The following is a 19,945-nucleotide window of genomic DNA, read 5'->3' on the forward strand; positions in this document are numbered from 1 at the left end:
CAGACAGTGAACGAAATACATTTTGATTTTGAGGCTTTTTTGACATTGGCCAGCGCCATTACATTGGTTTGTTGGTTGATTGGAAAGTTCAAATACAAAGGACAAGAACCCAAGGAAAAATCATTCATGACTTCACTGATTTCATTTGGTTATTCTTTTTTTCCGGTATTTATTTTTGTGCTGCTGGTCAGGACCTTTGTTTTCGAACCATTCAGAATTCCATCAGAATCTATGATGCCAACTTTGTTGACGGGTGATTTCATTTACGTCAATAAATACTCTTATGGACTGAAATTGCCGGTGCTGCATGATACCTTCATTGAAGTGGGTAAACCAGAGCGAGGGGATGTGGTGGTGTTTAGATTTCCTCCCAACCAAAAACAAGACTACATCAAGAGGGTCGTTGGATTGCCAGGCGAGGAAGTTTACTATGACACTTCTAGAAAGAAAGTTTACATCAACGGTGAAGCGATTGATCAAGAAGTAGTGGGCCAATACGAGGGATTTTTGGATGGTATGGCAGATGAGCGCATTGCTCGCTCTAATATCATAGAAAAAACAGAGTTTCTAAATGGCGAAGGACATCAAATGTTGACGGTCAATGGCCGTATGACCGGACAACCATTCAGGTTTTCAAGAGTCAAGGTACCTGAAGGGCATTATTTTGTGATGGGGGATAACCGTGATAACTCCTCTGACAGCCGTGTTTGGGGATTTGTTCCTGAGCGAAACATGGTTGGTAAAGCACAATTCATTTGGATGCATTGGCGCATCCCTCATTTCTTCGAGGGTTTAAAAAGAATTGGCACCAAGATTGATTGACATTGTTTTGTCAGCAAATCATAATAATTGTATAACTTTACATCGAAAAGATTTAAAAAATTGAGGTAAAACCATGAAATCATTAAAAAAAGCACAGGGTATAACGCTGATAGGGTTTGTATTTGTATTGGGCGTATTGGGCTTTTTATTCTATGCAGGTATGCAAATAGCGCCTGTTTATATGGATCATATGTCAGTTGTGAAAGCCATGAAGACTGTAGCTGATGAAGGTGGTAATAAATCACCTGGTGAAATCAAAAGCAGAATATCAAAATTACTCTACATCAGTTACATTGATCAAGTTAAACCTGCAGACTTCAAAGTCGTGCGTGGTAACGGGCGTGAATTACAAGTCAAGTACGTGGTCGAGAAACCATTCATGGCCAATTTGTCTTTTAAAATGACTTTCGAAGAAAGCGTGTCGTTATAAATATTAGCTAATTGAAAATACTCGGACAAAGCATCAACTGGCAAGATGCCAGTTTGGTGCAGCAAGCATTGACCCACAGAAGTGTGGGCAAAACCAACAATGAAAGACTGGAATTTTTGGGTGATTCGGTTCTTTCTCTGGTTGTTTCTAATTACCTCTACCGCAAATTTCAAAATTTAACCGAAGGTGAACTGTCGCGGCTGCGATCACAAATTGTCAAAGGCAAAACGTTGGCAGAAGTGGCCAGATTTTATGAACTGGGCCCTATGATTAAGTTGGGCGCCGGTGAGATTAAATCGGGTGGGGTGAATAAATCATCGGTACTGGCCGATGCAGTTGAAGCTGTTTTTGGTGCTGTTTTACTGGATCAGGGTTATGCCATTGCCGATCAATTCATTGCTGAAGTCATGCAACCTTGGTTAGAAAAAATTGATCCCAGTATCATCAAAAAAGACGCCAAGTCAGAACTACAAGAAATACTTCAACAACAAGGTTACAACACCCCAAACTACAAACTGTTAGAATCTTTCGAAGTGAAGAATGAAACGCGGTTTAAAGTGGTTTGTCAGGTTGAAGAACTGGAATTACAAATTGAGTCAACTGGTGGCTCCATAAAAAAAGCAGAACAATCAGCGGCCAACAAAATGATAACAGCCTTACGATCAGTATGAATACCTCAAACACCAACCAAGCACCTTATAAATCGGGGTATGTGGCAGTCATTGGCAGACCCAACGTAGGCAAATCTACGCTGATTAATCAAATACTACAGCAGAAGTTATCTATTGTTTCTCATAAGCCACAGACCACAAGGCACCAAATTTTAGCGATTCATTCGACACCTAACGCACAAATTGTCTTCATTGATACACCTGGCATACACAATCAAAAAGGCACTGCATTAAATAAGCACTTGAACCAGACTGCACAGTCCTCATCGCATGGTGTTGATGCCGTTTTGTTTTTGGTAGAGGCGCTTAAATGGACCGATGAAGACTTGCGTGCTGCCAAAGTCATGGCCCAGTCATCGGCTAAAAAAATTCTGGTAGTTAACAAGGTAGACAAAGTAAAAGATAAACAACAGATGATTCCATTTGTGGAAAAAATCATGGGTGAGTTTCAGCTTGATGGGGTGCACTACATCAGTGCGTTGAAAAATAAACACATTGATCCCTTGTTGCGTGCCATTCATCAATTATTACCAGAGGGGCCACCCATTTTTGATGAAGACCAAGTGTCAGATCGTTCAACCCGATTTTTCATCACTGAATTAATCAGAGAACAGTTGATGGAACGTTTTCATCAAGAGTTGCCTTACAGCGTCACTGTTAACATCGAAGCCTATGAAGTGAAAGGTAATATGCACCACATACATGCCAACATCTGGGTCGAGAGGAATAATCAAAAACGCATCATCATAGGTAGCAAAGGTGAGGCCATCAAACAAATTGGTATCAATGCCAGGCGCGAAATTGAACAATTCATTGAACAAAAAGTGAATTTGAAACTCTGGGTCAAAGTGAAATCATCATGGACCGATGACATCAGAGCCATTGAATCATTGGGCTACACCGATGAGTTCAAAGACTGATATTGATTGAGTCAATGCTATCCGACGCATGCTATATTCTTCATAAAAGGGCTTACAAAGACAGCAGTGAATTAATCAAATGCTTGACTGCTCATCATGGCCTGGTCGATGCTGTGGCCAAAGGCAGCCGCAATCCAAAATCAAAACTCAAAGGTCAATTACAACCATTCATACCTTGTGCCATTACCTTGTCAGGTAAATCTGGTCTCAAAACTTTAACCAATGCAGAACAAACAGGTATCAATGCACCCTGTGCCTATCTCAACCATGTTTCCATGCTGTACTGCAACGAGTTATTGCTGTTGTTGAACCTTGACCAGGAAGCCTGCGAGGTCATTTATCCGGTTTATGCGCAGACCATTGCTCAATTGAAAGCCAAGGGTCAAGTCAGTTTGATATTGCGTAAATTTGAATGGTTTCTCAGCGGCGTCCAAGGCTATGAATTATCCTTGCCGAATCAATCTGTAGCTTCTGATTTAATCACTTTTGATCCATCATTGGGTCTGCAAGTCACACGTGGCAAACAAGGGTGCAGCCAACAAACCATCACTGACTTTTTGGCTAATCAAACAATTGATAATGAACAATTAAGGGCTATGAACCGATTGATGCGGGCAGTGGTCAATCATTTGGTCAATGGTAAAACCATTCAAAGTCGCTTGTTGTTAAAATAAGCCCTTAGTCGATTGCTTCGCGCATAATGACTTTGTCAGTTCTTGGGTTATAATATTCGGCTTTATCCAGCGCACTGATCTCATGTCAATTAAAAAAATTCTGATCGCCAATCGCGGCGAAATTGCTGTTCGTATCATCCAAACTTGTCGCCAGCTTGGTATCAAGACGGTTGCGGTTTTTGCCGATGCTGATCGAAATGCGAAACACGTTGACATGGCAGACGAATCAGTTCATTTAGGAAATACCGATTTGGCGGACTCTTACCTGAATATTGATAAAATCATTGCAGCAGCGAAACATACAGATGCCGATGCGGTTCACCCCGGCTACGGATTTTTATCAGAACGAGCAAGCTTCGCTACTGCATTGGCTGAGGAGGGAATTAAATTCATTGGTGCCCCTGCAGATGCTTTGCGTTTGATGGGTTCAAAATCCGCTGCTAAACAAACCATGATAAAAGCGGGTGTACCTTGTGTTCCAGGCTACCAAGAAGAAGATCAAGATCCCAAAGTGTTGGCACATGCAGCCAGCGAAATCGGTTTTCCTGTTTTAATTAAAGCAGTGGCTGGTGGCGGCGGTAAAGGCATGAAAATCGTCCATGAAAAAGCAGATTTTCTGACCCAACTTGATTCTGCCAAGCGTGAAGCTATGAATGCCTTTGGCGATGATCAAGTTATTTTAGAAAAATACATCACCAAACCGAAGCACATCGAGGTTCAGGTCTTCGCTGATCAACATGGCAATGTGGTTCATCTGTTTGAACGTGATTGTTCAACCCAGCGTAGGTACCAAAAAATAATAGAGGAAGCGCCAGCGGCTGGGCTCAGCGACGCCACTCGAACAGACATGTTGAATGCGGCAATCAAAGCCACTCAAGCCATCGATTATGAAGGGGCGGGTACCATTGAATTCATCATGGATGGAGATGACTCATTCTATTTTATGGAGATGAATACCCGCTTACAAGTTGAACACCGGGTCTCTGAGTTAATCACTGGGGTCGATTTGGTTGCCTGGCAAATCCACGTGGCTGATGGCGGTAAATTACCGAAGAAACAACATAAAATACATGAAACTGGTCATGCCATCCAAGTTCGATTGTATGCCGAGGACCCACAAAACAACTATTTACCTTCAACTGGCTTACTAGAACAAGTCACTTTGCACCAGGGCGAGCATACTTTGGTGGATTCTGGCGTGCGCACCAGTGATTCAGTTACGATTCATTATGATCCGATGATTGCAAAATTGGTGGTTTGGGCCAAAGATCGAAAAAAATGCATCCAGAAGATGCAAGAAGTGCTGAATAAAAGCGCCATTTTTGGGGTCAAAACCAATGTTGGATTTCTGTCTCAAATATTGGCAGCAAAAGCATTTAAAAAGCACCAAATTTTCACCAACAGTCTTGATAATGACGAGATTGATTTATCCATGCAGTTGTCACCTGAGGTGGTGGCTGTTTATGCAAATCATATGTTGCAACAAGGCAATGGTACTGCCTGGGAAATGGCTGATGGCTGGCGTTTACAAGGCACAGAACCCTTGAAAATAACCCTTGAATACCAAGGTGATGAATTTGAATATCTGATCAGGCAAGAGGCCGAAGGGTATGTGGTCAATGAGCAATCTCATTGTGTCATTCATGCAGATGACATTTGTCATGTCCACCGCAATCAGGTGCAGGTAGTGCACCAGCAATTGCGCTATGAATTTTCATTGCCTGATCATGAGGCGCAAGCATCGGCATCCAATGCCAATGCCATTTATGCACCCATGCCAGGAAAGATCATAGACGTTAAAATCGCTGTTGGCGACCCAGTTAAGCTGGGACAAACTTTGGTGGTGATGGAAGCGATGAAAATGGAACTTGAGCTTAAAGCTGAACGTGATGCAGTCATTGCTGAGGTGCCTGTGGTATCGGGTGATCAAGTCATAGCCGATGCTGTTTTGGTTGAACTGGAAGCGTCATGAACTACCCCACCAGAGTCAAAATTGTTGAGGTATCACCCAGAGATGGGCTGCAAAATGAAAAACAAGTCATTGATGTCAGCGATAAGCTGCAGCTGATCAATGATTTACAACTGGCGGGTGTTAAACACATTGAAGTAGCCGGATTTGTCTCACCCAAATGGGTGCCACAATTGGACGATGCCAAAGCTGTTTGTGCTGGTTTAGTCAAGGAAGAGGGGGTGCATCATTCGGCACTGACCCCTAATTTAAAAGGCTTGGATGCGGCCATTGAGGCAGGTATCGAAGAAGTGGCCGTATTCACTGCAGCATCAGAGACATTCAATCAAAAAAACATCAATTGCAGCATCGCTGAATCATTTGAGCGTTTTGCACCAGTGATGGAAAAAGCCCATGCCCACAACATCAAAGTACGCGGTTATGTGTCCTGTGTCTTGGGCTGTCCGTATGAAGGAGCGATTGATCCAAAAGTGGTGGCAGAGGTGACGCATAAACTGCATCAAATGGGGTGTTTTGAAGTGTCCTTGGGTGACACCATTGGAACGGGCACCCCACTGAATGCGCAAAAGATGCTGGGCTTGTGTGCTGATTTGGTGCCTATGGATCAACTGGCCTTACATTTTCATGACACTTATGGCCAGGCCCTGGCCAACATCCAAGCTTGTCTAGAACTTGGTGCGTCGGTGGTTGATGCATCGGTGGCTGGCATTGGTGGTTGTCCCTATGCCAAGGGCGCAACGGGTAATGTCAGCACCGAAAATGTGGTCTATATGCTTAATGGGATGGGCATCGAAACGGGCATTGATTTGGCACAGCTGGTCAAAGCCGGTCAACGCATATCTGAGGTTCTGGGTCGCCAGCCAAACAGTCAAGTGGCGCTGGCAATTGGTTAAGATTCACTGTTGTTGGCCTCAGCAATCGCCAACCGGTAAATCATGTCCTCATAATCGAAATCTGGCCAGTTTTCTTGCATTTCAGTCAGCAGTTGGTCGGCTAAATCAAACTGGCCTTGTTCTAAATAACGGCCAAACTGAGCATATTCTAAGGCCATCAACGGGTCCATATTGCTGGGTTTGATGGTTCGTTTTTTGGCTTTTAACTCGTCCTTAAGTAATGCTTTATTGGCCTCAACTGATTCATGGTCAATCATTCTGCCGGTTATAGAGCGTTGGCTTTCGACCTCCATTACTTGCTCAAATTGGTCTATATAGGCAGCTGGTTCCGCTTGGGCTTCATCAAGCGCGGATTTGATGCGGCTGCCGGAGACGGTGATTTTATCTTCCTCGTTCAGTTGCTCTTGCTCGTCATCTACAAAGTCAGCATGGGCCGACTCAAGCGCTTGTTCAAACCTTTGCTCATTGCGTTGTTCAAGCGCTGGTGTACCCATGCTTTTGGCACTGGGTTGTGGTGCTGCCTGTGGCATAACTGAGGTTTCTTTAGACTGAATTAAAGATTCGTTTTGACTCATCAGCCACAACAGTGGCATCACCAAAACCACTGAAGCAGCTGCCAGCCAGGGTTTCCAATCACGTTTTTTATTTTTAGCCTCAACGTTTTGATTTTCAGTTTGGCTGGATTTGGCGTATTTAAGGATGGCATCATCTAGGGCCTTGGGTGGTTGCTCGTTGTCAGCACGCAGTAAATCAGTGATTCTTTGGTCTTCATTTTCGTTATTCATTTGAAGTGCTCCAAGGCCAGTTTAATTTTGTTCACCGCATAGCGGTATTGGCTTTTAACTTTCTCGTGAGGTTGTTGGGTAATTTCAGCAATTTCTTTGATGCTCAATTCACCGTCGCATTTTAACAAGAAGGCATGCCGTTGGCTGTGTGGTAGTTGACTGATGGTTTGATTTAACTGCCTCGACATTTGTTTTGCGGTGAATTCATTCTCAGGTGATGGCAAACCAGTATCAGCCAATTCATCGGGCTCCGAGTTATCCAAGCGGCTCAACTCAGCCATTCGTCCGGTTTTTCTGAATTGGTCAATCAACAGCCGCCTGGCAATGGTGTAGGCCCAAGTGGTGAACTTCTGCTGTTCATTGAATTTATCTTTGTTGTTAATGATCTTGAACCAAAGCTCTTGATACAGTTCGTGGGCGTCTTGTTCGTTGTTGATGGATTTTGTAATGAAGCGATAGAACGGGCCTTTGTGCCTGGCATACAGCATTTCAAAGGCCCGTTGGTTGTTGATGTCATGCTTTTGCTTGAAGGTTGACATCAGTTGTTCATCATTGAGTTGATCTAACATACCATCATTTTATGACAGCTGTCTCAATTAACCAAGCCTTTGGCCAATGAAACCAATTGTAAGAACTCACCTCGGTAGCCATAATCATCGGCACCTTTTGAAGCGCGAGCCAATGACATCACGTCATCGTAACCAAATGAATTTAAATAGGTTCCATCGCGCAATAATTGTCCAAAAGCAGCCACCGATGCAGCGAATTTAAATTCGTCAGAGACTTGTCCTAAGTCCTTGATATCAGCCTTCATGATGGGCCATTGTAGTAATTGACTGTTATCTGCATCCGGTTGTTTGTACCTGATTTTCAAAAAGGCAATTTCATCTTGAATGTTGTTGGTTACCACTTGTTTTTGGTACCTTGATTCACCCAACCAACCTTTTTTACCCTGCAGCACAATTTCATAAATGGCTGTGACCGTATGGCCCGCACCAATTTCACCGGCGTCCACTTTGTCGTTGTCAAAATCTTCGGTATTCAACTGACGATTTTCATAACCAATCAGACGGTATTCACTGACCACATCAGGATTGAATTCGACCTGAATTTTCACGTCCTTGGCGATGGTGAATAGGGTGGAGTTTATTTGTTCAACCAGTACTTTATTGGCTTCTTTGATGGTGTCTATGTAGGCATAATTACCATTACCCACGTCGGCTAATTGTTCCATCAAATGGTCGTTGTAATTTCCTGTGCCAAAACCCAGTGTAGTCAAGGACACGCCTTTTTGGCGTTTCTCTTCAACCAATTCTTTCAATGCTTCAAAATTGGTGGTGCCGACGTTGAAGTCACCATCGGTGGCAACCAAGATGCGGTTGATGCCATCTTTCACCATGTTTTGTTCGGCCAGTTGATAAGCCAAATGGATACCAGCTGCACCATTGGTAGAACCGCCTGCTGACAGTTGGTCCAAAGCCGCAGCAATTTTAGCTTGGTTGTTACCACGCGTGGGCTCTAACACCACACCAGCAGCACCAGCATACACAACGATGGCCACATGATCTGCTTTGTTCATTTGGTTGGTTAAAAGTTTAAGTGATGATTTCAACAGGCCCAATTTATCAGGGCTATTCATAGAACCAGATACATCCACCAAAAACACCAAATTAGCTGCTGGTCTTGCTGTGGCTGGTTGCTCATAGCCTTTGATACCTATGTGCAGCAAATGGGCGTTGTCATTCCATGGTGAAGGTGCCAGTTCGGTGTTGGCCATAAAAGGCTGATTCATTGCTTCGGGTGCTTGATAATCGTATGAAAAGTAATTAATCAATTCCTCTACACGAACAGCATCTTTACGCGGGATTTGTCCTTGATTGAGCATGCGGCGGACATTGGCGTATGAACCGGTATCCACGTCAATGCTGAATGTCGAGATGGGGGTGTCTAACACCGACTGCACGGTGTGGTTTTCGAATTGTTTGTAATTTTCGCGGTCAAGTGGTGGCATCTTTACATAAGCGGTATGGGATACATTGCCGACCAACATATCCATTGAAACTTGCGGTGCTGCTGCATGACCCACAGCTTTGATGCGACTGCCTGTCACGGTGATGCCATCGGCATCCACTGCTATTTCTGCCAATTCGTTGGTTGCTTTGGCTTCTTGGCGTTTTTGTGGTTGCTGCTCAACAACAGGTTTTTTGGCTAAGGCCTCTTTTTCTTTGAGGTTATTGTCTGCTTTTTGGCCAGCACAAGCGGTCAATAAACATACGAAGGCGATGGTGAATGTTTTTTTCATGGTGATTCCTCAGTTAGTAATTACAAGCTATATACGTAATCAGACATGAAAAGGGTTAATTAATTTAGTTTATTTATTCAGGGCAAAAAAAAGGCGGTCATTAACCGCCTTTTATTTTAAGTTAAATGGTTGTTACCAAATCTTAACTCGTTCTTCAGGTGGCAAGTACATGCCATCACCTGGTTGCACGTTAAAAGCCTCATAGAACTGCGGTAAATTTCTTAAGATACCATTGGTTCTGAACTCAGAAGGAGAATGTGGATCGGTGTCGATGCGACGCAACAGTTCTTCATCACGGTATTTGCGCATCCATACTTGAGCCCAACCCATGAAAAAGCGTTGTTCAGGGGTGTACCCATCAATCACTTTATTATCGGTGTAGTTAGCTTTGAACGCTTTGTAGGCAATTGCTAAGCCACTTAAATCACCAATGTTTTCACCTTGGGTGAATTCGCCTTTAACTGGGGTCCCATCGACCACGGTGAAGCCATTGTATTGTTCCACCAACTTATTGGTCAGTTTTTCAAAATTGGCACGGTCCTCATCTGTCCACCAATTTTTCAAATTACCATCACCATCGTATTTTGAACCTTGATCATCAAAACCATGACCCATTTCATGCCCAATGACAGCACCAATACCGCCATAATTAACCGCTTCATCGGCTGCCAGATTAAAGAACGGTGGCTGCAAGATGGCTGCTGGGAAAACAATTTCATTTTTGGTGGGGTTGTAATAAGCGTTGACGCGCTGTGGGTTCATGCCCCATTCGTTGCGATCAATGGGTTGGCCCAACTTGTCACGGTTACGCTTGGTGAAAAAGCGAGTGGCTTCTTTCAAATTACTCACCAAATCAGTGCCTTGAATGTTCAGTTCAGAATAGTCTCTCCACACATCTGGATAACCAATCTTAGGGTCAAATTTAGCCAGTTTATCCAAAGCTTTCTCTTTGGTTTCCTCGCCCATCCAATCCAGTTCTTTGATGCTCATACCATAGGCATCACGCAAGTTTTCAATCAAGCCCACCATGCGCTGCTTGGCTTCGGCAGGGAAATGTTTTTTCACATACACTTTACCAACCAGCTCGCCAGTCAAGCCATTAACCAAATCAACACCGCGCTTCCAGCGAGGCTCTTGTTCAGTGGTACCAGTTAGGACAGTGCCGTAAAAACTGAAATCCTCTTGTTCAAAGTCTGCACTGAGGTAATTGGCTGTATTACTCAATAAATGCCATTTGTAATAGTTTTTCCAGTCAGCAATTGAATATTTTGCTAAAACTTCATTCACCGTGTCTAAGTAGGGTGGTTGGGTGATGACCAGTTGTTCTGGTTTTTCAATCATGCTATGGGTTAACCAAGCATCCCAATTGACGTTAGGTACTTTATTTTGCAAGTCGGTAAAAGCCATCTTATTGTAGGTTTTATCGCGATCACGGTTTTCAATGGGTGTCCATTGGCCTGCTGCCAAGTCTTTTTCAATGGAATAGACTGTTTTCATGCTTGCTTGTGGTTGATCAAAACCAGCGAGCTTGAACATATTGGTGATGTGTTGTTGGTATTTCTGACGAATATTCTCAGGTTTTTCGCCTTCATTGAAATAGTAATCACGATTCGGTAGACCCAGACCACTCTGGCCCATATAAACTATGTGCTCGTCAGATTTTTTCTGGTCAATATAGACATACATGCCCAAAGGTGCATTGCCACCATAGATGTCAGCATAGCCCATGTATTCACTCAAATCATCGTTGTTTCGAATGGCATCAATTTTGGCGAATTCTGTTTGTAATGGGGTCAAACCTTTTTTGTTGATTTGTTCGGTGTCCATGAAGGCGCGGTAGATATCAGCAATTTTTTGTTCAGAACTGCCTTGTTCATTGTCCATTGCTGCCGACTCTTCAATGATGGCTTTGACTCTTTCTCGGCTTTCTTCTGCTAATTTGGTGAAAGCACCGTAGTTGGATTTGTCTGCAGGTAATTCAAATTCTGCCAACCATTTACCATTCATGTGACGGTAAAAATCATCCTGAGCTCGAACGGCTGGATCCATGTTGCTCAGGTTGATACCTGATTCAACTTGGTTTTCCTCAATCGCTGCCACAGGAGCCTCTTTGATGGCATCTTTTTGACAGGCCACCAAGCCCAACGTTAAGCCGGTCAATAATAGGGTTTTCTTCATAATTCCTCTCTTAATCAATTAACCGAGTTATTGTAGATAGGGTGTGCCCTAAATAAATGTGTCTATGGTCACGTTAATCAGTCTAAATCAGTCATTTCATTGTGATAAATGATTGGTCATGGCTTTGATGGCTTTTTTTATTCTCTTGTTGTTACTAGAGACAAACTCAGCATCATTTTTTGGTGTGATATACCACTGGTGGAGCCAATCACTGACTTGTTCTTGGTCGCTGCCAGCCTTTTCTCCTGACATCCGCTCTGACAATACTTTAACTTGGTAGGCCATGCGGTCTTCCATAAATTCAGCCGGCGTTTCAAGGCCGCTGATGAATTCAGCTTGTATCAAAAGCTCAGCTAAGTCGATTTGCTGGTTTTGTTTTTCCTGGCGTGGCGCGAAGTAGGCCGTCAATTCGTCAGTCAAAAGCGTATTGACCAGCTGATCTTTCTGTTCTTCAGTGATTTTGCCGGTTTCATAATCAGTAAAATGCTGGTCTAATTTTTGTTTGGTTTTGTGTTCTTTTTGAATCACTGATGATTTTAATTTTTGTGTTTGCTCAGTGATCAATTGCAGTAGTTGTTGTTTGTCGTTGTTGAGCAGTGATTCAGCTTGACCCAATTCAGTCCATGCTTGGTTGAATTCTTGCTTGATTTTCTTGAGGGCTTCTGTGGTTTTGGCCTTATTGACCATCGGCTTGAATTTTTTTATGATTGAACTGGCCTGTTTCGTCTGTTCCATGATGACGGCTTGTTGGGCTTTTTGTTCATTCTCGCGGCGCTTGAATATGACATCATTGGCTTTACGGAATTTTTTCCACAATTTGCGTTCAATGTGTTGTTTCACAATACCTGCTGTTTTCCATTGTTGTTGCAGGTTTTTAGCAGCTTCAATGGCTGCTGCATGATCTTCAGTGCTTACTAACTCTTGTGCGAGTTCGATTAACTGCAGTTTTTTCTTTTCAGCTGCAGCATAAAACTCATTGAGCTTGGTGTCCACACGATTGATGGCTTGACGAATTTTCTTCGCTATCTTTCCGCGCTTTTTCGGTGGTAACTGGTCCAATGTCTTTAAAAATTTAATGGCACCTCTGCTTAATTCAGCCAAATCTCGTTCTGAAGTATTATCTAAATCAGTGTCTGCTATGGTCTTGATATGTGCTTCAATCTGGTTCAGGTAAGAATCTTGTTGTTCACTGCGTTTTTCAAAAAACGGTTGGGTCGGCTCAAACAGGGCTTTGGAGACCAGCCTGAATTCTTGCCACATTTTTTGGTTGCGTGCTGGAAACTTATCACCTGGAAGTTTTTCCATGTTCTCAAGCGCATACCAACGCTCATTGGCTTCTTTTAATTTTTTCAAAACAGCATCTGGGTGCTGCCCTTTGCCCAGCATATCTTTTAACTCATCGATGATGTCTTGTCGGGCTTTGTCGTTGCTCCATTTCTGCCAATTACGCAGATCTTTCAGTTGTTGCCAAACGCTGTCTAATTTGAATCTGTTGTTTTCAATCAGTCGGTGTTTGTAACCAGCTGTCTTTTTCAGCTCAGCAATTTGGTTGGTCATTTCTTTGGCTTTGACCAAATGGCCGTCTTTGATTTGTGCAATGGTTGGCTCAATTAATTCGATGGCTTTTTCAGCCGCTTGTTGGCGTAATTGGGCCGAGTGTTCTATTTTCTCTGCCAGTTTTAAACAACTGTCATTGAATTGTTGGCTGATGGCGGTAAAAGCTTCACTGTTTTGGATTTTACGGGTGAGTTTTTGCCAACGTTTTTTGAATTGATTGAGTGATTCTGGTTGAACTATGGCTTGAGAAAGTTGTTTGTTTAAATCATCTAATACCGCTGTCACGCCGGCTGGGATCATCTGTTCTTTCTGTACTTTATCACGTTGACTGATCAAGCTATCAATGGCATTTTTATGACGTTCAATCTCGAGCTCACTCAAGTCGCTGACCACCAAATCTTGGTATTTAGTCAGTGCATTCTGTATCTGATGCAGCGACAGGTCAGTATTTTTTGCGACGAATTGTTCCAATTCATTTAATTGTGCTGCAGCCCTTTGGCGTTTTTGTTGTTGTAAAAATTGCGCTCGATGCTCAGGATCTAAAATCATTTTAGCTGCTTCAAATGCACCATTAAAACGTAATTTGGTACCCTCAGAGACACCGCCTTCAATGCGTTGCCATTGTTCTCTGATCAGAGGCAATTCAACGCCCTCGGCTCTGCCGTGAACAACATGTTCCAGTTGTTGGCACAATGACAGGGCTTCGGTGTTGTGGTCTGTCACAGCGGTTCCGAGTAATTTATTGTTAATTAATTGATACAACTCATGGTTGTGTTTTTGGGCCCGGTTAAGTAGTTTTTTAAGTTTATTCGGCGTTTCAATTTTATCTATAATCAACTGTTGTAACGCCACTTCTTTTTCTTTGAACAGCAATTCACCCAACAGTCCTTGTTGTTTGATGTGATCCAAAGCATACTTTCTGATTGTTTTGCTGTGAGCTGACTCAGCAAGTGCTTGAATGGTCTGCGGATCAGTGATTGCATTGACGATGGCTGTTTGTTCGTCATTAGTTTCATTGGTGAACCATATAATGAGTTTTTTACTGGCTTGTTTTTTGATGTCTTTGTTGGGATGCTGATTCAGTATCTGCAATAACACTTGTGGATCAACGATTCTACCTAATGCCACTTTTTGTACTTTTTGACTGGCATCTGCATAAACAATGTCACCCAATGAAGACATTAAATCGGGGTCTTTGCTGTTTTGTATCGCGGTCAATCTGACTTGTTCGTTTGGGCTTTGCCATTTAGGTTTGTTGAACCATTTCATAATACTCATTATGCTGCTCTCCTCAGTAAATTTTGATCTATGAACTTCAATTGTTCCTCCGCACTGTTGATTTTCATCAAACTACGGGTGGTGTTGTCCATATCAAGGTTCAATGCTGGATTTTTCAAAAACCACTTGATGTGTTTTCTGGCAATCCTTAAACCAATCTCTGGACCATAAAAACCATGTAAGTTATTGATGTGTTCATACATGACTTTAATGACTTCTTTGTGTTTTGGGCTTGGCAGGTGCTGACCTGTTGCTAAAAAATGTTTGATTTGTTGAAAAATCCAGGGGTTGCCCTGGGCTGCACGGCCTACCATGATGCCGTCACATTGGGTTAAGCTCAGTACTTGCTTGGCCTGTTCAGGTGTTTCAATGTCACCATTAGCAATCACCGGTATGTTGATGGTTGCCTTGGCCTCAGCAATCAAATCAAAGGTGCTTTCACCTTGGTATTTTTGTGCTTTTGTCCTGCCATGAATAAACAGTGCTTGAATACCGCTTGATTCAGCTATTTGGGCAATTTCAATGATGTTTTTATGCGCCTCATCAATACCTAAACGGGTTTTTAAGGTTACCGGAACGTCTACCGCATCAACTACACGCTGACAAATTTCTGCCACCAATTGTGGTTCGGCCAACAGTGCGGAGCCACAATTTTTTCGTGCGACTTTTTTTTGTGGGCAGCCCATATTAATATCGATGATTTGCGCGCCATTATCTATGTTGTGTTTAGCCGCTTTGACCATCGCACCTGGATCTGACCCAGCAATTTGAACAGCAATAGGGCCTGGTTCACCATCATGGTTCATGCGGTATTGGGTCTTGGCTGTTTTTAACAGGGATAAATCACAACTCAGCATCTCTGAGACTGCATAGGCTGCTCCCAGCTCTCGGCACAATTGTCTGAATGGTCTGTCAGTCACACCGGCCATGGGTGCCAGTATAACTGGATGGGGTATCGCATAGGGGCCGATGAAGAACGCAGACATGTTAAATCAATTGGTTGAATATTTTGAAGCCAGAAACCCAAGTGGCTACAGCAGAGCCTAAATTAGTCAAAAGAAATACCAACAATACCCGAGTCACCGGATTTTTCCACCAGCCTTTCAAATGCATGGCGTCCTGCTGCAGGGCTTCAAACTGATGGATTTTGGGTTTTCTGATCATGGTTTCTACCAAGGCTGCAACCATGCCGGCTGCAATGGTCGGATTCAGAGAAGTGAATGGAGCAGCCAATACTGCTGATAAAATGGTCAAGGGGTGTCCACCGGCTATAGCAGCCCCAACACCTGATAAAATACCGTTGTATATGAACCATGTTTTGATTAAATCAACCCCCAAATCAGTGTTTTTACTGAAGCCCCAGGCAAAGCCAGTAAGAATGATCAGAGTGATTAACCAAGGCAGTATTTTGACCCATTTGGATTTTGGCGGCAGGGTGTTGAGTTGATTGATGGTTTGGTTTTCATCTTGCTCTTGCTCTATGTAATTTGTGAGGCCTTTCAGGTGCCCAGCACCAATCACCACCAACACATTTTCCACACCATTTTCTGCTGATTTATTCTGTAATAAACTTTGTTTTAATCTGGCTGCCATGAATTGGTCCCTTTCATCAATCAGTGATTTATAAAGTGATTCAGAATTTTCTGAAAAGTCGTTGAATGTACTTTCCAACATGTCACCAGACTTTAACTTTTCTATTTCTTTTTCGCTGATTTCTTCTTTTTCAAAAAAACCACCAAAACCAAAAACCAAATTCATTTTCTCAGTAAATCGCAAAGATCGCCAAGTTCTTTTCATGGTGATGCCGACACTGCGATCAATCTTCCACAAATTCAAATCATGCTCTTTTGCTGAGTGAATGGCTTGTTTCATCTCAGCACCGGGCTCAACCCCTAATTGTTCAGCCAAACGGTTTTGGTAAGCACTCATAGCTAAATTGGTCGCGATCAACCCTGTTTGTTTGTTTTTTATGATGCTGATTAGATCTAGATTCTTGTAGCGATTTTCATCAGTTATGGCTTGGTACCTTAATTCATCTAACTCAATGGCCACGGTATCGAACTCACCCGTATCAATCAAGGACTTAACCACTTCAGCACTTTTCTTTGAAACGTGTGCGGTGCCAAGCAGCAAAAAGTTGACGCCATCGACTGCTAACTTTTTATGTGGCTGGTCTGTCAATAAATCATTCAGATTCAATGTAATGTCCATTAAACAAAAAGCCGATATTTTAGCATCATGTAAGGGGTGTAGGTGGTTTGGTTTACGGGTATTTTGTTGGGATAGTTTTTATGGTTTGGTGTAGATGAATACAGAGGCAATGCAAAGCCTTAACTTTTTCTTCGATATTGACACAATAATAAAAGTTTTACAATCATAAGGTGTTATCAAGTTGAGGTCTGCCAAGCTCAATCTGAAGGGCAGAATAGGTCGTACATTCGACCGCTCATAAGAATGGGTAGGGTGTATATGAAATAATATTTATGGGGGGAGATTAAAAAAAATGGCGGAGAGACAGGGATTCGAACCCTGGATACGCTATTAACGTATGCTGGTTTTCAAGACCAGTGCATTCAACCGCTCTGCCATCTCTCCGCATATTCGATATTTTATAGAGTTATCGACTCTGGGCTTTCTTAGAAGTTAAAACTGACATTTATCAGCTCGTCATTCAAGAGGTTGCGTACTTTATCCTAAAATATAAGCCAAATCCAGATTTTTTTGCCTCTTAAACTGTTTTTTTTTCAATGCGCATATCCATGTCTTTTTATTTTTGTTTAAAACAGCTAAAATACGTGTTTTTAGTCTTTAAAGAGATTTCTATGGCATTAGACACTGGTGATAAAGCACCTGACTTTTCATTGATAGCGGACAATGGAAAACCATTCAAACTTTCATCTAAGTTGAAAGGTAATGCACTTCTGGTATTTTACCCTGGCGATGGCTTGCCAGTTTGTAAGCAACAGTTGAGTGATTACCGCGACAGTTATTCTGATTTCAATGAATTGGGGGTCGAGGTCATTGCCATCAGTGGTGATGATGCTGGAACCATCAAATCTTTCAAGAAAGAACATAATCTGCCATTCACACTATTGAGTGATGCAGATGGTGAAGTTTCTAAACAGTACGATTCTTTTGGTTGGTTTGGTGTTAAAAGATCAGTTTATTTGGTTGATAAAGATCTTGAGGTCAAATACAAACACATTGAATCGGTTTCAATTTACAGTCGATCTGTTGAGGAATTAACTGAGATGATTAAGCGCAAGGTTTAATATCTTTCAAATAAGGGTATAAGAAAACCGGCTAATTGCCGGTTTTTTTATGCGTGTTCATTGCCAAACTTTTCATTCAGCTTGTTGATTATTTCAGCTTCAATGATGCTTTTGAATGGCGACATAAAAAAGCCAAGTTTGGCGTTGATGTCGATGCAATCCTCAAGCAATTCAAGTCTACCAGTAACGCCTGATCCTTTCAAAATACACTCGTGTTCATCAACAAACTCATGTTTGATGGCATATTTGTCCTCAAGTGCTGAAAGTAGGCCCTTTACGGTTTCCTTGGAATGGTCTATGTGGCAATCCAAAGGGTAATGAATGTGAATCTCTGACATGTTGGGTTAATCTCGGTGGTTTATTTATTACAAGGAACGGGTTTGGATAATCGAGAGCCTGTTCTGGCTACCTCACAATTTTTCTCCAATTCCTCTGAGAGGGCAAAACTGAATATTTGTTGGTAGGTTCTTTTTAACATGGAACTGTTCAGTGCTGCCGTATCAAAGCGCCAGTATTTCATTGCTTTTTCAACTTCTTTCTCAAAAGCGACATGGGTATTGGTGACTGAGTTGAATTTGATGTCATAGGCTTTGCCATCATGACGGATTTTAAAGGTAGCGATGACATCTTGTTCCACTTGGTTGTACCAAAAGCTTTGTGGGTACAAAGGCGCCACATAACGTTTGAATTTAGGTGTGATACTGAGTTGTTTGTCTTGATTGAATGAGTTTAACTCTTTGCTTACTGATGAAGTCAAGGGTGCATTTGATGCGATACTGTTTTCGGCAAATGCGATGGCGCCTTGTTGGTCATTGGTGGTTGATTGTTGATTCAGGATAAATGAATCATCCAGTCTGGTTTGTGAATCTATCAATGAAACAGATTCAGCCAGTTGATCCATGCTTGGTAATTCTGGCTTTTCATTGTCTTTTAAGTTTAACGCTTCCCATTCACCTAGCTGAGCATCTACCATTTTAGTAATCTCGTTACGCATGGCCATATCGGAGTTGTCATTGGTGGGTTCAGGCGGCGCTCGATCAATGATGGTTGTGGTGTTATTCACTGGTGCTTTGAGCTGTGGATAGAAAGCATTGTTGCGTAATAAGGTTCTTGATTGCGTTGATTTGGATTCAGGCTCTGTTGTGTTGGCAGTTAATTCCTTGGTTGAAATGACTGCGCCATCTTTGATGTCACTGCTGGCATTGAGGGTGGGTTGTAACAATAATACTGAAAATGCGATCAACATCAAAAGCGGAGCAAAAATCATCAATGATGACTGGCTGGATTTGTTTTGTAATAAGAATTTCACTCGGGTCAGTAACAAGCCATCGTTGATGCCAAGATGGACGCTGTGCTTAAGTTTTAGTCCATTACTGAATTCTGCAATATTAGTTAATGCTTTGGCATAAGTCAGTGTTTCGGTGTCATTGGAAAGCACCATTTGATCACAACACTGTTCTCTGACATGTCTGATGTCATTGTTCATCCATCTGATGCCTGGGTGGAAGAACAGCAACGTATCAGCACATAACTGAATGATGTTGTGGATGAAGTCATTGCGTTTAAGGTGGCACAATTCGTGCTTTATGATGGCCTCTAATTGTTCTCTGGGTATTTGGCTGATTAAACTCAAAGGAACCAATACCGTAGGTTTGAGTACTCCGTAGGCTGCGGGAACCAAAACTTGTTGGCTGATTTTAAGAGCGGGGATGACAGGTAAATCTAATTTTATCGCAATTCGCTTGATGTAGGATTTTAGCTCGCTTGATAGCAGGGGATCACAGTCGTGCCTGATGGCTGCTAACTGAAGCCATGACCTGACCAGTCTGATGCTCAAAAATAATACGGTCGCTGCCCAAGCCAATACAAAATAAGGCAGGCTTTGATTGACAAAGTACATTCCCAAGCTGCTTAAGCTGAGTTGTTGGTGGGATATGACTGTTGGCGCCAGTACCACCATTCCTGCCGTTGGGTCGGTGGTTGCGGAGAATTGCAGGGTGTTTATTAAAGGTGTAATCAGTGACAACAGCACCATTCCCATTCCAGTCCAGTATTTGGCCTGTATGGATTGTATGTTACGGGTGATAATCCAATAGGCGAGGGTAATTAATGTTCCCTGCCATAAGAAGTGAACCAGCGACCATCCAAGGCTTGATATTAAATGCTGTAATTCTGTACCGAACATGTTTCTCCT

Annotated in this window: 17 protein-coding genes and 1 tRNA gene; 8 read left to right on the forward strand and 10 right to left on the reverse strand. The window is 42.6% G+C overall.

Annotated elements, in window-relative coordinates:
- Positions 1 to 6: 6 nt before the first annotated feature.
- The 7 genes from lepB to QNI24_RS13810 all read left to right on the forward strand — a co-directional run bounded on the left by lepB (position 7) and on the right by QNI24_RS13810 (position 6,379).
- Positions 7 to 822 carry a signal peptidase I gene (lepB, locus tag QNI24_RS13780; protein ID WP_267177492.1) on the forward strand — a complete coding sequence of 272 codons (816 nt, stop codon included), beginning with the start codon at positions 7 to 9 and terminating at the stop codon, positions 820 to 822.
- 73 nt (positions 823 to 895) lie between these two features.
- The gene (locus tag QNI24_RS13785) at positions 896 to 1,252 is read left to right on the forward strand and encodes a DUF4845 domain-containing protein (RefSeq protein WP_267177491.1); all 357 of its coding nucleotides are present in this window, start codon (positions 896 to 898) and stop codon (positions 1,250 to 1,252) included.
- Between the two features lie 11 nt (positions 1,253 to 1,263).
- Positions 1,264 to 1,923: a ribonuclease III gene (gene rnc, locus QNI24_RS13790; RefSeq protein WP_267177490.1), complete on the forward strand. Its 660-nt coding sequence runs from the start codon at positions 1,264 to 1,266 to the stop codon at positions 1,921 to 1,923.
- Positions 1,920 to 2,843: a GTPase Era gene (gene era, locus QNI24_RS13795; RefSeq protein WP_267177489.1), complete on the forward strand. Its 924-nt coding sequence runs from the start codon at positions 1,920 to 1,922 to the stop codon at positions 2,841 to 2,843. The genes rnc and era overlap by 4 nt, the downstream gene beginning before the upstream one ends.
- Before the next feature lie 14 nt (positions 2,844 to 2,857).
- Positions 2,858 to 3,517 (forward strand): DNA repair protein RecO, encoded by a 660-nt coding sequence (gene recO, locus QNI24_RS13800; RefSeq protein WP_267177488.1) that lies wholly within the window; start codon positions 2,858 to 2,860, stop codon positions 3,515 to 3,517.
- Between the two features lie 82 nt (positions 3,518 to 3,599).
- Positions 3,600 to 5,489 carry an acetyl/propionyl/methylcrotonyl-CoA carboxylase subunit alpha gene (locus QNI24_RS13805; protein ID WP_267177487.1) on the forward strand — a complete coding sequence of 630 codons (1,890 nt, stop codon included), beginning with the start codon at positions 3,600 to 3,602 and terminating at the stop codon, positions 5,487 to 5,489.
- Positions 5,486 to 6,379, forward strand: coding sequence for a hydroxymethylglutaryl-CoA lyase (locus tag QNI24_RS13810; protein WP_267177486.1), 894 nt, complete (start codon positions 5,486 to 5,488; stop codon positions 6,377 to 6,379). The genes QNI24_RS13805 and QNI24_RS13810 overlap by 4 nt, the downstream gene beginning before the upstream one ends.
- Here the strand turns inward: QNI24_RS13810 and QNI24_RS13815 are convergent.
- The 8 genes from QNI24_RS13815 to QNI24_RS13850 all read right to left on the reverse strand — a co-directional run bounded on the left by QNI24_RS13815 (position 6,376) and on the right by QNI24_RS13850 (position 17,074).
- Complete coding sequence (locus tag QNI24_RS13815; protein WP_267177485.1) at positions 6,376 to 7,164, reverse strand: hypothetical protein; 789 nt, start codon at positions 7,162 to 7,164, stop codon at positions 6,376 to 6,378. The genes QNI24_RS13810 and QNI24_RS13815 overlap by 4 nt on opposite strands.
- Positions 7,161 to 7,733: a sigma-70 family RNA polymerase sigma factor gene (locus QNI24_RS13820; RefSeq protein WP_267177484.1), complete on the reverse strand. Its 573-nt coding sequence runs from the start codon at positions 7,731 to 7,733 to the stop codon at positions 7,161 to 7,163. Before QNI24_RS13820 ends, QNI24_RS13815 begins: the two co-directional genes overlap by 4 nt.
- 23 nt (positions 7,734 to 7,756) lie before the next feature.
- Positions 7,757 to 9,466 carry a vWA domain-containing protein gene (locus tag QNI24_RS13825; RefSeq protein WP_267177483.1) on the reverse strand — a complete coding sequence of 570 codons (1,710 nt, stop codon included), beginning with the start codon at positions 9,464 to 9,466 and terminating at the stop codon, positions 7,757 to 7,759.
- A 132-nt stretch (positions 9,467 to 9,598) separates the two neighbouring features.
- Positions 9,599 to 11,644 (reverse strand): M13 family metallopeptidase, encoded by a 2,046-nt coding sequence (locus tag QNI24_RS13830; protein ID WP_267177482.1) that lies wholly within the window; start codon positions 11,642 to 11,644, stop codon positions 9,599 to 9,601.
- Positions 11,645 to 11,740: 96 nt separating this feature from the next.
- Positions 11,741 to 14,479 carry a hypothetical protein gene (locus QNI24_RS13835; RefSeq protein WP_267177481.1) on the reverse strand — a complete coding sequence of 913 codons (2,739 nt, stop codon included), beginning with the start codon at positions 14,477 to 14,479 and terminating at the stop codon, positions 11,741 to 11,743.
- On the reverse strand, positions 14,479 to 15,465 hold the full coding sequence (gene dusB, locus QNI24_RS13840; RefSeq protein ID WP_267177480.1) for a tRNA dihydrouridine synthase DusB: 987 nt from the start codon (positions 15,463 to 15,465) through the stop codon (positions 14,479 to 14,481). Before dusB ends, QNI24_RS13835 begins: the two co-directional genes overlap by 1 nt.
- Before the next feature lies 1 nt (position 15,466).
- Positions 15,467 to 16,678, reverse strand: coding sequence for a TraB/GumN family protein (locus QNI24_RS13845; RefSeq protein WP_283708746.1), 1,212 nt, complete (start codon positions 16,676 to 16,678; stop codon positions 15,467 to 15,469).
- 305 nt (positions 16,679 to 16,983) lie between these two features.
- Positions 16,984 to 17,074: transfer RNA gene (locus tag QNI24_RS13850), tRNA-Ser, on the reverse strand.
- 227 nt (positions 17,075 to 17,301) lie between these two features.
- Here QNI24_RS13850 and QNI24_RS13855 point away from each other — a divergent pair.
- Positions 17,302 to 17,751 (forward strand): peroxiredoxin, encoded by a 450-nt coding sequence (locus tag QNI24_RS13855; RefSeq protein ID WP_267177478.1) that lies wholly within the window; start codon positions 17,302 to 17,304, stop codon positions 17,749 to 17,751.
- 47 nt (positions 17,752 to 17,798) lie between these two features.
- Here QNI24_RS13855 and QNI24_RS13860 read toward each other — a convergent pair whose 3' ends face one another.
- Positions 17,799 to 18,089 (reverse strand): polyhydroxyalkanoic acid system family protein, encoded by a 291-nt coding sequence (locus QNI24_RS13860; RefSeq protein ID WP_267177477.1) that lies wholly within the window; start codon positions 18,087 to 18,089, stop codon positions 17,799 to 17,801.
- A gap of 20 nt (positions 18,090 to 18,109) precedes the next feature.
- On the reverse strand, positions 18,110 to 19,936 hold the full coding sequence (locus QNI24_RS13865; RefSeq protein WP_267177476.1) for a M56 family metallopeptidase: 1,827 nt from the start codon (positions 19,934 to 19,936) through the stop codon (positions 18,110 to 18,112).
- Positions 19,937 to 19,945: the final 9 nt, after the last annotated feature.

This window comes from Marinicella marina, assembly GCF_030065545.1.
In the GTDB taxonomy this organism is placed as follows: Bacteria; Pseudomonadota; Gammaproteobacteria; order Xanthomonadales; family Marinicellaceae; genus Marinicella; species Marinicella marina.